The 12303-nt window shown below is 58.3% G+C and carries 10 protein-coding genes and 1 tRNA gene; 3 read left to right on the forward strand and 8 right to left on the reverse strand.

Translation table 11 applies throughout. The features are described 5' to 3' along the window. Window positions 1-104: 104 nt before the first annotated feature. Window positions 105-434: a CU044_2847 family protein gene (locus AC6I9R_RS03010; RefSeq protein WP_461429094.1), complete on the forward strand. Its 330-nt coding sequence runs from the start codon at window positions 105-107 to the stop codon at window positions 432-434. Continuing rightward, window positions 434-5236: an nSTAND1 domain-containing NTPase gene (locus AC6I9R_RS03015; RefSeq protein WP_461429095.1), complete on the forward strand. Its 4803-nt coding sequence runs from the start codon at window positions 434-436 to the stop codon at window positions 5234-5236. The genes AC6I9R_RS03010 and AC6I9R_RS03015 overlap by 1 nt, the downstream gene beginning before the upstream one ends. A gap of 242 nt (window positions 5237-5478) precedes the next feature. Here AC6I9R_RS03015 and AC6I9R_RS03020 read toward each other — a convergent pair whose 3' ends face one another. Beyond that, entirely contained in the window at window positions 5479-5886 is a 408-nt protein-coding gene (locus tag AC6I9R_RS03020) for a GNAT family N-acetyltransferase (RefSeq protein ID WP_461429096.1), read from the reverse strand. A gap of 179 nt (window positions 5887-6065) precedes the next feature. Between AC6I9R_RS03020 and AC6I9R_RS03025 the strand changes: the two genes are divergently transcribed. Further along, window positions 6066-6386 carry an H-NS histone family protein gene (locus AC6I9R_RS03025; RefSeq protein ID WP_461429097.1) on the forward strand — a complete coding sequence of 107 codons (321 nt, stop codon included), beginning with the start codon at window positions 6066-6068 and terminating at the stop codon, window positions 6384-6386. 10 nt (window positions 6387-6396) lie between these two features. Here AC6I9R_RS03025 and AC6I9R_RS03030 read toward each other — a convergent pair whose 3' ends face one another. The 7 genes from AC6I9R_RS03030 to AC6I9R_RS03060 all read right to left on the reverse strand — a co-directional run bounded on the left by AC6I9R_RS03030 (window position 6397) and on the right by AC6I9R_RS03060 (window position 12264). Beyond that, window positions 6397-6558, reverse strand: a complete 162-nt coding sequence (locus AC6I9R_RS03030) for a hypothetical protein (RefSeq protein ID WP_461429098.1) — start codon at window positions 6556-6558, stop codon at window positions 6397-6399. Beyond that, complete coding sequence (locus AC6I9R_RS03035; RefSeq protein ID WP_461429099.1) at window positions 6555-7124, reverse strand: recombinase family protein; 570 nt, start codon at window positions 7122-7124, stop codon at window positions 6555-6557. Before AC6I9R_RS03035 ends, AC6I9R_RS03030 begins: the two co-directional genes overlap by 4 nt. After that, the gene (locus AC6I9R_RS03040) at window positions 7103-7330 is read right to left on the reverse strand and encodes a hypothetical protein (RefSeq protein ID WP_461429100.1); all 228 of its coding nucleotides are present in this window, start codon (window positions 7328-7330) and stop codon (window positions 7103-7105) included. The genes AC6I9R_RS03035 and AC6I9R_RS03040 overlap by 22 nt, the downstream gene beginning before the upstream one ends. 1040 nt (window positions 7331-8370) lie before the next feature. Further along, window positions 8371-8446 (reverse strand) — tRNA-Thr (locus tag AC6I9R_RS03045). Window positions 8447-8490: 44 nt separating this feature from the next. Continuing rightward, a complete protein-coding gene (locus AC6I9R_RS03050) occupies window positions 8491-9999 on the reverse strand; it encodes a heme biosynthesis protein HemY (RefSeq protein WP_461429101.1) in 1509 nt (502 codons plus the stop codon). Window positions 10000-10034: 35 nt separating this feature from the next. Then, window positions 10035-11465 carry a COG4223 family protein gene (locus AC6I9R_RS03055; RefSeq protein WP_461429102.1) on the reverse strand — a complete coding sequence of 477 codons (1431 nt, stop codon included), beginning with the start codon at window positions 11463-11465 and terminating at the stop codon, window positions 10035-10037. 103 nt (window positions 11466-11568) lie between these two features. Next, window positions 11569-12264, reverse strand: coding sequence for a uroporphyrinogen-III synthase (locus AC6I9R_RS03060; RefSeq protein ID WP_461429103.1), 696 nt, complete (start codon window positions 12262-12264; stop codon window positions 11569-11571). Window positions 12265-12303: the final 39 nt, after the last annotated feature.

Consider the following 12303-nt stretch of genomic DNA (forward strand, 5'->3'; position numbering starts at 1 on the left):
TTTGGGCCGGGCAGTCAAGACCCATCCGCCGAGATCCTTGATCCAGTTTTTAACTCATGCAACGGTCAAGGACGGATTATTCTGGAAAATGTAGGAGAGAAGTATTGAGTGGAATTGTATACGAATTCAAGTCTGCTGGTGGCATTGTGAGGGTCGAAACAGACGCCTCTGCTTCGCACGGCCCTGTGGCAGTAGGACGCGGCGGCGAAATGGTAAACCAGGCGACAAAGGGATTTTCGGAAGCGCTGTCTGGCATCCGTCCTATCGCTGAGGGTATCGTGATGCAAACGTCTACATTGTCGTCCGCACCCACAAAAATCGAAGCTAGCTTTGGCATCAAATTGTCCGGCGAGCTTGGGGCGATATTGGCCAAAACTACTGCCGAGGCAAACGTGCAAGTTACCCTCACGTGGTCGGCTGAAAAGAAACCCTAATGCAAGTTCACCGCGATCTATCGATTGCGCAATCCGTTCTTGCGCGGCTTAGGGACAGTGCAGGACTTGTCGTGGGCGCTGGCTTTTTGATCGGCGATCTGCACGTCATGACCTGCGCGCACGTTATTGATGATTGTTTGCGTCGCAGAAAGGGAACTAAAGAGCGTCCCGACGAGGCTATTTTACTCGACTTACCATACTTAGGAATTTTCGGCGTATACTCCCGAGTTGTGGCATGGGTACCAATGCTCCAACCCGGCTCGGGTGAACCCGGAGAGCTGTCTGACATCGCGGTACTTGAACTTGATAGTGCAGCCTTCGGCGGCTTGGACAGTGCAAATTCACAATTGTCCGATCCAGGCGAGGGAACACCTTTTCGCACCTTTGGATTTCCGATTGGCAACGACAACGCAACGATCGCAGACGGCGAACTTTCGATAGTCGACTCAGGTGGCTGGCGCCAAATTCTAGACACCGACAAAATAGGTTACTTTGTGCAACAAGGCTTCAGTGGAGCCCCTGTCTTCTCAGAAAGAAATGACCGCCTATTGGGCATGGTCGCTGCTGCGGATCCGGATCCCATGCGAAGACTTGCCCATGTCATCCCCACTTCCTTGCTTGCGCGCGCGTGGCCACTTCTTGCCAAGCCTTACAAAGAGTTGGCGGCTTTTGCGGAAGAGGACCGGGATCTTTTCTTTGGCCGGGACGAGTTCATCGACGAACTTGAGAAAAAGGTAAACCGACTTCCATTTCTAACGGTTATTGGACCGTCTGGTTCTGGCAAGTCATCCGTTGTTATGGCGGGGCTATTGCCGCGACTTGCGGAGGCCGGTGGGTGGTCAACAATAGTATTCCAGCCAAGGCGACGTCCACTTTATCAGCTTTCGCATGCGCTCGCTAAGCTGGCGTTGGGACGTGACGGCTCGCGATCAGACATCCAATCCCGAGCGGATGCACACGAGCTACGCCTTCTCGATGATCCAGCAGGGGCACTAGAACTCATTGAGACAGCACTATCAGAAATCACACATGCGGAGCGCCTTTGCATCGTGATCGATCAGTTTGAGGAGCTCTTCACCTTTGACGATCGTCGCCAACCGCTCGAATCCGAAAACGATGACGCTCAAAGAATTGATGAGTTTCTGGCGGTTCTGAGTGCAATTGGCCGCCAGAATAGCCGAAAGGTGACCGTCCACGCGGTTGCGACACTCAGAGCGGATTTTACTGGCATTGCACTCAGGCACCGCGCGCTTGCGGAACTTATGACAGATGCCGACGCGAAACTCGGTCCAATGACTCCAACTGCACTGGCTATGGCTATCGAAAACCCAGCTGCGCAGTTCGACGTGTCATTCGAGCCCGGCCTTACAGCTGAGATCGTGGCCGACATGGCCGGCAATACAGGTGGATTGCCACTGATGCAGTTTGCTCTTGACCGACTATGGAAACGTCAGGAAGAGCGCAAGCTAACCCACGCTCAATACCGGGCAATCGGCGGCGTCGCTGGTGCCTTGGCAGAACACGCTGAAACGTTCCACGGTGATTGCACGGAAAAGGAACGCATCGGGCTGCGCCGCGTTTTCCTTCGTCTTGTTTTGCTCGCTGCACCTGGCGACGAAACAGAGGACACGCGATCCGTTGCTTTGCGGAGCGACTTTTCAGCAGAGGACTGGCCGCTCGTACAATCGCTTGCCGAAGCGAGGTTGGTCATGATCGGCCACGACGCTGCGACTAGTCAAGAGTCGGTAGAAGTTGTTCACGAGGCGCTGATTAGAAGCTGGCCCCGTTTGATGTCTTGGCTCAACGAAGATCGCGCCTTTGGGCTCTGGCGCCAACGCCTCCGCGCCTACGTAGAAAACCACCGTTCGCGTGGTTCGGTGCTTACTGAAGACCTTCTGATAGAGGCAGAGCATTGGAAGGAATTACATGGGAGTGCGTTCAGTGCCACCGAGAACGCACTGATTGAAGCAAGCGTTTCGGCGCGACAAGAGGCCGAAATGCATAGAGTGCGCGAGAGAGAGGAGCGACTTAGGATTCTCGAGCAGTCAGACCAACGCCAAAAACTGGCGCTTCGTCGCTTGGTTGGGTTAGCGGTTCTCCTATTATTATCCCTCGTTGGTGTTGGCGTGTTTTGGCAGCGCGCGGCTTTAAGCGAGGCAGCAGCGGTTGAAGCACGCCTCGTCGCTGAAGAAAATGTTCTTACAACTGAGGCCGCGCTCATCCAAGCAGAGTCCGCACGGGAAGCCGAGAGCGCCGCTCTCGAGCGTGAGCAAGCGCAGCTACGGATCGCGGAACAAGCTTTAGCCCGCGCAGAGGAAGAGCGGACGCGCGCAGAAGAGGCCCTTTTGCTAGCGGAACAGGCGACAAGAGAGGCTGAAGATGCTTTTAACCTTGCGGCGGCTGCGGCTAGAGACGCGCGGCTGGCTCAAGAAAACGCCGAGCTCCAGCGCGATTTAGCTCGTGAGGCACAGCGGCTGGCACAAACGGCCGCCGATAGAGAAGCTGAGCAGCGCATTTTGGCAGAAGGTGCAGCGGCACGAGAACAAGAGGCACGTGAAAGGGTACTGGCGTTTCTGATGGCCGCCGATGCGCGGCTGATGCTGACCGAGACAAGCGGTTCCACAGCGGCCCGTCGCGCCGCCGCGCTTTCGATTGAAGCATGGCACAGGTTTCCATCTTCTCTTGCTCTCAACACAGCATTTCAATCCACACGAGAGTTGCCAGTCTTTGAAATTGATGTCGGCGAGCCAATCGTTGCAATGGCCTATAACCCCGTATTCGAAGAAATCGTGATTTTAAGCACAAGCTCCTTTTTAGTTTATGACGCTACTTCCCAAGCTGAATTGGTTCGCACGAACCTCGAAACATCTCAAATACCCTCGGGTAGCTATCTACATGATACTATCTTTATTATTAGCCCTGATGGGAATCGAATATTTTTCGGTGGACCCGCATTTGATTCTTCATTTTTGTTGGATGCAAGATCTGGGCGGGTCATCAGTATTCATCCGAATCAACAAAGTGCGGCGGCCGACTTCAGCCCTAATTCCGAGCACCTTGCGTTCTCAATTCCCAACGAGGCGACAATTGCAATCGTAAACACGGTTTCCGGAGCGCTCGTCGACCGCACCAGGACCACATACTCCGCCAGTTCAATTGATTATAGCCCAGATGGACAACAAATAGCGATTGGAAATAGGGATGAGATTTATGCAGTAGCAATATTTAACTCGAATAACTTACAGGCCGAGCCTCGTATTTTTGAAGACGGAGGTTACATCGTAAACTTACAATACTTCCCTGATGGCGAACGCATTGCAGCTACGTCTGTTTGGGGTGGGGCCTATGTGTTTGATACCGCAACTGGAGCGCAGGCCTTCACGCCCGGAGTTGGATTAAATACACCGGCGGCGTTTTATCCTGAAATTGCAATTGGACCTGAAGGATTCCCCCTTGCAATCGGTGCTCCGAACGGCGAAATGAGAATATTCTCGGGCGGCAATAATGTGTGGTATGATAGTGGACGGGTCGATCTTGGTGTGGAGCATTCAGAAGGACTCGTGCACGCAATTTTCGATCCATCAGGTAGATATCTCATTACCGGAAGCACAGCAGGAGCCATACGCGTATCAGATGCGACTTCAGGAACGGAGATTTTTCGAGCTGAGCACGGGGGATCCATTTCCTCAATCTCCCTCGATCCTGAAGGCCAGTGGCTATTTTCCGCTAGTACTGATGGACTGTTAAGAGCTTTTTGGCTATGGAGTAGCGCCGCAGTAGAATTCTCAAACTACCAAGTCGAAACGCTTGGTGAGTTTGGTGGCCAAGTGAACGGACGTTTTGCTTCCGAGAACAATATAATTTTTAGCGACCTATTCGGTCTCCTGCAGCACATACAAGCGCCGCAACCGAGCCCACAATTCGCGGAATTCAATGAAATTCTTGGATTTTCAGCTGACGGAAGCCTAATAGTTGTTGAGACTAACAGACAACCTAATCAAGTAGAAGATGGAAGCCCATCTTTCGAAGTACATGATCTAAGAACAGGCGAATTACTTCAAATAGATCTTAGTAGCTTGGAGGATGAAAGGGTCTTGAACTGTATTGGGTTTTCTGCTCCCGGCAATCAAATAATTGCAATTGGAAGCTCAAACGCTTTTTTTCAAAGTGATCGAGAGCTTGAAAGAGTGAGATTTCCTGAGGAAGGTCGGACTATCTCGCGCAGTTTCAATTGCCGTCATCAAATTTGGGCGATTGGTGGTGAGTATTCCTACTGGGATTTGTTGGATGGCCCGTCTTCAACTTCGCTATTGTCCCCACGTACTGATCCCCATCTTATGACGATTTCACCGAACGGAGAGACGTATGCCTACACACAGCGTGACGCCCGTTGGCTGGAAGTCGTCTCTACTCGGTCCAACGAAATTCTGGCGCGGATCGAGCATAGCGCTCCCATTTCGCGCATATATTATGACTATTCCGGGGAAATGGTTGTCTTTCAAGGCGCTGATGAGACCATTCGGATGTCCGAGGTTTCGACTGGCGCCGAATTTCTCAGAATTGGACCGGAAAATGGCGAGGTTGTAGGTATTAGTCCCAGCGGAGATTGGCTCTACGTCAGGGATGGACCTGCTGCCAGCCAACACCCGCACACCGTGCGACTTGTTCCCGTCGGCGCCAATTTGATCTTCGACACGCTTTGCACAAGGAGAGCAGGAAGAAATCTTTCAGCATCAGATTGGGTGCGCTATTTTGGAGACACAGAGGCGTGGCGCCCAAGTTGCAGCCGTTGGTCGCCCTAAGTTGTTGCCGCAGATTTTGAGTAAACTATGCAACAAAAAATTCCGTTCTTGAGAGTTCGTAGATAATATGCACACAGGTCCGCTTGATCGATGACTGCCCTTTTTATTTTTTCCGCTTGATTGGGGAACATAACTTCGAGGGTGGGTCACATACTTTGATGATGTCCGCCTAGAACAAATTGTGGAATCCTAAACAGCGCGAATTCCGCCCCGGAGATGCGGTAATTCACCTCTGGAAACGATCAGGCGCCAATCTGTTGGTCGAAGCTTTGCGCCGTACGGTTGTTGCCATCGGTGGCCCAGTCGATGCGTTCACAATCGTTTGTTTTGGCTACGTCGATCAGCGCCGCAAGCAAAGCTGTGCCTGCTCGATTTCCCCGAAACTCCGGCGACACAAATAGTTCTTTCATAACCAGAGCGAGCCCTGGGCCAGACGGGAAGCTCAGGTTCCAAGTCGCGAAACCAGCTGGAGTGTTCTGGTCGAACGCAAGGTGGCAAGACATGTGCCGCTCTGAGCTCATTTGAGATGAGATCCGGTCCTCCTGCGCCATGTTGTTATGCGGAATGTCATAGTGGTTCAAACACAGACGATAGAACTGTAGGAATGCCGCGTAATCATCGCTTTGAAACGGCCGCACAACTGAGATCATGGGTTAATTTCGATCTTGGTTCTACCCTGCAATAAGCCAGTGGATGACAGAAGTGGCGGAGTTCGTTGATCCGCAGAATATCTGCTGCAATTGAATTTCCACTAAAGATCCAGTAAGACACAAAAGCATATATGCCTAGTGATTTGGCGCATGGGTTACAACAAAGGGATAGAGCCGCAATGGCAAAGAAAATGGATCTGGAAAAGCTCTCGCTAGAGGAGTTGAAACAGCTTCAGAAAGAGACGGCAAAGGCGGTCGAAGGTTTTGAGGCCCGTAAGCGCGCAGAGGCTTTGGCAGAGCTTGAGCAGGTCGCGACAAAGCACGGGTTCAAACTCAAAGATCTGATTAGTGGGAATCCCACAAAAGCCAAGTCACAAGGAGCCGCGAAATACATTCATCCTGAAAACTCCGCGCTCACTTGGACAGGCCGTGGTCGGCAGCCAAAGTGGATCAAAGGAGGTCTTGCAGCGGGAAAGTCGCTCGAAGACTTCGCGATCTGATCGTTTTGGATCAGCGGCAAGACAATTCGTTCGCACCGCTCCACTGATCTAGCGCCCACGCTTTCACCGTGCGTAGGAATTTCTGCCGGATCGTGGGGTCTTTGATTGCCACGAAAGGGGAATCGAGACGGAAGATCTGCGCCTCATTCATCCCGTAAATGCTGGTGGTCATGCTGCCTCTCGTTCTTTCGGCTTGATTGGGTATTCGAGCCCGAGCCGATGGAAACCGCGCTGGAGGGTCAAACGCGATACGCCCAGGAGCGCCGCCACATAGCGGCAGGGGATTTCGTCGGATCGCATCCATTGATGGGCGTCGCGGATTGTAGTGTCGTTCAGCGTTGCTGGTCGTCCTAAACGCACACCCCTTTGTCGTGCCGCGGCAAGACCCTCTCGCGTGCGGCGCCGGATGATCTTGCGCTCTAACTGCGCGAAAAGCGCGATGCTGCCATAAAGGAACTCACCAAGGTCACTCTGCACGTCGACTGGCAGGTTAATGATGTCAAAGCTGATGCCGAGGTCTCGGAGCGTCTGAACGACCGACAGGGCATCGATTGCGCTGCGGAAGGCGCGGTCCACGTCCAATACGACCAAAGTATCTCCCTTGCGAAGGTCATTCATGAGGAGTTCGAACACGGGACGGGAGGCCGCGACCGCCGAAACGTATTCAATCCTTAACTCGTCGCAATGGGCTTCAAGTTGTAGCAGCTGCCGCGCAACTATTTGCTCAGCGGTAGACACACGGACATAGCCGATGCGGCGGGGAAGCGTTGCGGCAGCGCGGAGCGCAGGTCGAGTGTCTGAACTTCAAGTTCGAAGAGGACAATCCAGAGGGCGAATTCATTGAGACCATCATCGCAGCCCAGGGCGAGTTGGAGCGCAAACAGAATGGGCGGCAAGTCTCTCAAAAGATGCAGGCGCGTATGGAAGCAGGCTTTTGGGTCCACGATGCACCGGTCGGATTAGAGTACGTCGCGGTAAAGGGCAGAGGAAAGCTGCTGGTCCCAGATGAACCTTTCGCCTCGATCGTCGCTGAGGCCTATGAGGGGTATGCATCAGGCCGATTTGCGACGCAGGCAGAGGTCAGGCGGTTCTTCGAGAGCTTCCCCGACTTCCCCCGCAACAAACATGGTGACGTGAAGCAAGAGCGTGTCTCGAGAGTCCTCACTCAACCTGTTTATGCCGCGTACATCTGCTCGGAGCGTTACGGCATCCATTGGCTGAAAGCGCAGCATCAGCCGCTGATCTCGCTTGAGACCTACGAGAAGGTGCAAAAGCGTCGCACGGGTAACGCCAAGGCTCCAAAACGCAAGAACATCGGTGACCAATTCGCCCTGCGCGGCATGGTAGCTTGCGCGTGCTGCGAGGTGCCGCTGCGGTCGTCGTTCAGCCGGGGCCGCAATGGTAAGTCACACCCGTATTATTTGTGTCAGTCCAAAGGCTGCGAGGCCTATGGTAAGTCCATCCGCCGCGATAAGCTTGAGGGTGATGTGGGTGAGATCATCAAAACCCTCGAGCCTGCCCCCAAGCTCATGAAGCTTGCCACAGCCATGTTCCGGCACGCCTGGACCTCCCGAAGACATCAGGCGCAAGAAATCCTGAGCACAGCCAAGAAACAGATCGCATCACTCGACAAAGAAATTGAGACCGTTCTCGACCGGATTGTGGGTGCCAGGAACGTCCGAGTCATCAGCCGCTACGAGGACCGCATCGAAGAGTTAGAGTACGAGAAGGCAGTTCTGGTCGAAAAACTAACACATGAAGCGGAGCCGCAGGGCAGCTTCGAGGAAAAACTAGAACCGGTCCTCACATTCCTCGCAAACCCCTTTAAACTATGGGCTTCAGGCCACATCGCCCTGCGTCGCACGGTGCTGAAACTGGCGATTGCCGACCGAATTTTTTACTGCCGGAATGAGGGTGCTAGAACCCCGAAAATAGCGTTTCCATTCAAAGCGTTAGAGGCACTCGAAGGCCCTGATACTAGAAGTGGTGCCGCTGAAGGGACTCGAACCCCCGACCCCATCATTACGAATGACGTGCTCTACCATCTGAGCTACAGCGGCGTACCGGGCGCGCTCTTAGCAAGGCGCGCGGGGTTTGGATAGGGCTAATTTCGCGTCGTCTGGGCTTCTGCCTCGGAGGTGACTTCTGCGTCTTCCGGCTCGGCCGGGGTGATGTCCTGCGCGTCGGGCACGTCCTCGGCGACCACCTCGGCGTCGTCTGCCGCGCTCTGGTCCTCCAGGGCGCCGACGATCAGGGGTAGCATCTGGGCGGGGCCGACGAGCGAGGCCTCGGATTGGCGCGGCTCGGCCCATTCCAGGGTGTCGAAGCTTTCGCAATTGGCACAGACCGGCGTCCAGTCTTCGTGGACGTGGCCGCAGCTGTTGCACATCCACTGGTTGCCGCGCGGTGCCGTGACGGCGCGGGCCAGCCAGCCCCTGACGACGCGCTCTGGGGCGCCTTCGCCGCGTTCGATTGCCGCCATGATGGTGACAGAGCGCGCGGTGGGCGCGGTCTCGGCCAGATCGCCCAGGGCCTTGCGGGCGGCGGGGAAATCCTCATTGGCGATGTGCAGCTCGGCCTCCAGCATCCGCACTTCGGGGTGGCCCGGGTGCTTGCCCAGAAGCGGGCGGAAACGGCGCAGGCGCAGGGCGGGCGTCTCATCGGGCTCGATCAGCGCGAAGGCAGCGGCCAGATCCGGGTGCGGTGCTTGATCCCAGGCGCGGCGCACGGCCTTGACGGCCTGACGCTTGCGTCCGGCTTCCACGTCGATCCGCGCCGACATCACGGCGGCGGGCACCAGGCCCGGGGCAAGGCGGTTCGCCTCGGCCACATCGCGGGTGGCGGTCGCCACCTGGCCCTCGGCCATGGCGTCGCGGGCATGGGCAATGGCCAGCACGGCATCGCGGCGGCGGTGCAGATCGCGGGGCACATTGCCGGCCTTCAAGGCGGCGGCCAGCGTGCCGCGTGCGCCTGCCCAATCCTCGTTACGCGACTGCAAAGAGATCAGCGTCGTCTGCACATCGGCGTTCTTCGGGCGCAGCACCAGCGCCTTTTCGGCCAGCTTCAGCGCGGTATCGGTATCACCCGCGTCCAGCTTCTGCTGCATCAGCCCGCGCACACCGACAAAGCGCGTGCGATCGTCGGTGACCATCGCCTTGAACGTCTGCGTCGCCAGCGCGTCATCGCCGACCATCTGGGCGCCTTGCGCCACCACGAGGTTCGTCAGCTCGGGCCGTCCCAGGTACTTGCCCGCGCGCTCTGCCTTGCGGATCGCCAGGCGGCCTTCGCCAGCGGCCAGCGCCATCATGCCTTCGCTCAACGCCTCATAGCCCTTGCGCTCGGACCGGCGGTCGAAATACCGGCTGACCGCCGTTTCGTCGCCGTTCAGGAACCGCAGAGTGGCGACCAGAAGGCCCACCACTTTGAACAGGACCCAGACCGCCAGCAGCAAGGCCAGCGCGGCAACCACGGCGAGGAACGGCGTGATCACGAACTCTCGCCCGAAGATGATCAACAGGCCGAGGTTCTCCATCTCCAGCAGGTAGGTGATGCCGAAGACAACCCCCACGACGATGAGGATGAAGATCATGATTTTAAGCAGCGACCAGAGCATGCGGCGCGATCCTTCGTTTGGCCCGAACGGGGCCTTTAGTTTTCAAGCGTGGCGGAGAGCTCCGCCAGCGCAGCATCAGCAGCGGCGCGGGTTTCCACCTGGCCGACCCAGTCATTCAGCATCGCTTGGGCGCCCTCGGGCAGGGCGGCGATTTCGGTCAAGGCCGTCTCCAGATCACCGGCGGCCACAGCGGCCTCGGCGCGGCTGAGCACGGCGTCGGGGTCATCGCCTTCGCGCGGCTCGACCGAGCGCCCGCCGATCTGCCCCAAAAGGAACGCAGCGGCACGGTCCGTGGCGCTGTCACCCGCCGTCTCGCGCAGGGCGATGGGCAGGGCGGCACGGGCGGCGGCGGGGAAGGCGGCTTGCAGGTCTTCCATTGTCGGCACGCCGGCCTCGGCTGTCGCCGCAAGCGCTTCGGGGGCGTCGCCCGGCAGCGCGGCCAGGGCATCGGCAAAGGGTGCGCCCGAGGCGACGGCTGCCTGGATTTGGCTGATGACGGATTGGGTCTGGGCCGCGTCGGCCTCGGCGGCGGCCTGGGCCTCGGCCTCTGCGATGGCGGCTTCGGCGGCCTCTGCGGCGGCGGCTGCTTCTTCGGCGGCGGCGGCCTGGGCGGCTTCGGCCTCGGCAATGGCTTCGGCGGCGGCGGCTTGCTCGGCCGCGATGCGCGCTTCGATGGCTTCAAGGGCTTCCGTCATCTCGGCGGTATCGGCTGAGACATCGCCGGTGAAAATCGGGCGCTCTTCCAGGGACACGATGCGGCCCGTCAGGGCCTCGATGGTGGTGCTGACGCCTGCGACGTCACTGGCCACACCTGCGATGGCGCCTTCGACGCCGGACAGGTCCACTTCCGGGATCACCGGGGGCTCAACGGCGGACAGTGCGGCGACCTCGGCCTCCAGCGCGGTGATCGTGCCTTGCTGTGCTTCAATCGCGGCCATCGCTTCGGCCAAGGCGGTGTCGGTGGCAGAGGTGTCTTCCCCGCCCATCAATCCGAAAACGGCGGCACCGTATCCAAGCGCTGCGGCGACAACGCCGCCGATCAAAAGCGCGCCCATGCCGGGGCCGCGCTGTTCGATGACGGGGGCAGGGGCAGGGGTCGGGGCCGGAGCTTCCGGTTCCGGCGCGGGTTCTGCCTCTGGCGCAGCCTGCGCCTCGGGCGCGGGCTGCGCCTGATCTTCGGCGGCGACGGTGTCTTCCACCGTCTCTGCTTCGACAATCTCGGTTTGCGCGGGGTCTTCGGCGTCACCCTCTGCGGCGGTGGTATCGCCGGGCTCGACCGTCACGCGGTCCTCGTCGGTGGCTTCTACGGCCACGGCGTCTTCGCCCAGGGTATCATCGCCCAACACAACGGTATCGCCGCCCATTTCACCCGCGCCGTCAACGGTTTCCGCCGCGACGCTTTCGGGCGAAACGCTGTCGTCTTGGGATTTCTGACGTCCCGAACGGGTCGACGATTTTTTCGCCATGGGTAGCGGCCCCCTGCTGAATTATGTGGTCTCGCCCATCAACTTAGCGCGGCGGGCGGGGCGAGTCAGCCCAATGCAAACTGTCATGACGCCGCGCTGGCTTCTAGGGGGAATTCCATTTCACGCCCAAGGACACCAGGATGCCGCGCATTGCATCGCCTGTGGGTGCCTCGGCGATGCGCGTTTGAGCACGCAGGGTGTCGGGCAGCGCCTCGACCACGGCGGGGCTGAGGGCGATGATCTGGGCAGTGTCAGGAACGGACGGCGCGGCGGCGGCAAAAAGCCGGGCGCTGCGGGGCGAGAACAGCGGCACGACCAGGCCGGGAAGCGTCAGCGCGGCGTGAAACGCGGGGCTGGGGGGAACCTCGCGCTGGTCATAGACGGCGAGGCCCGTGGTGGGCAGGCCGAGGGCGGAAAGCCGCCCCGCGACGTCGCCGCGCGTGTAGGTGCCATGGGGGTGGAGCAACGGGCCCGGGGGGCGCAGTTTGGCCAGTGCCTGGATCAGCCCCTCCGCGTCTTGCCCCAGGGCCTCCGCTTTGAACCCCGCCGCACACGCCGCTGTCGCCGTGCGGGGACCGACACAATAGGCAGGCAGCGCGGTGCGCGGCAGGAACGGCACGACAGCCTCGGACGTCAGGATCAACCCCGCCACGCCGTCTAGCGCGATGTCTGTGCCCGTGCCGATGATCTCCATCAGTGGCGCAATCACTACGTCGGCGCCCTGCACGCCGGTCGCAAACCGCTCGGACGCGAGGCGCGGGCGGGTCAGCAGAAGCGTGGGCGTTTGGTGGACTTGCATGGGCGGCAGTGTTACCTCGCAGGCCACAGCCACACAATG

This window comes from Gymnodinialimonas sp., from assembly GCF_059726805.1.

Coding starts and splice junctions, on each gene's coding strand:
- AC6I9R_RS03015 (WP_461429095.1), top strand. CDS start 434: ATGCAAGTTCACCGCGATCTATCGATTGCGCAATCCGTTCTTGCGCGG.
- AC6I9R_RS03020 (WP_461429096.1), bottom strand. CDS start 5,886: ATGATCTCAGTTGTGCGGCCGTTTCAAAGCGATGATTACGCGGCATTC.
- AC6I9R_RS03025 (WP_461429097.1), top strand. CDS start 6,066: ATGGCAAAGAAAATGGATCTGGAAAAGCTCTCGCTAGAGGAGTTGAAA.
- AC6I9R_RS03030 (WP_461429098.1), bottom strand. CDS start 6,558: ATGACCACCAGCATTTACGGGATGAATGAGGCGCAGATCTTCCGTCTC.
- AC6I9R_RS03050 (WP_461429101.1), bottom strand. CDS start 9,999: ATGCTCTGGTCGCTGCTTAAAATCATGATCTTCATCCTCATCGTCGTG.
- AC6I9R_RS03055 (WP_461429102.1), bottom strand. CDS start 11,465: ATGGCGAAAAAATCGTCGACCCGTTCGGGACGTCAGAAATCCCAAGAC.
- AC6I9R_RS03060 (WP_461429103.1), bottom strand. CDS start 12,264: ATGCAAGTCCACCAAACGCCCACGCTTCTGCTGACCCGCCCGCGCCTC.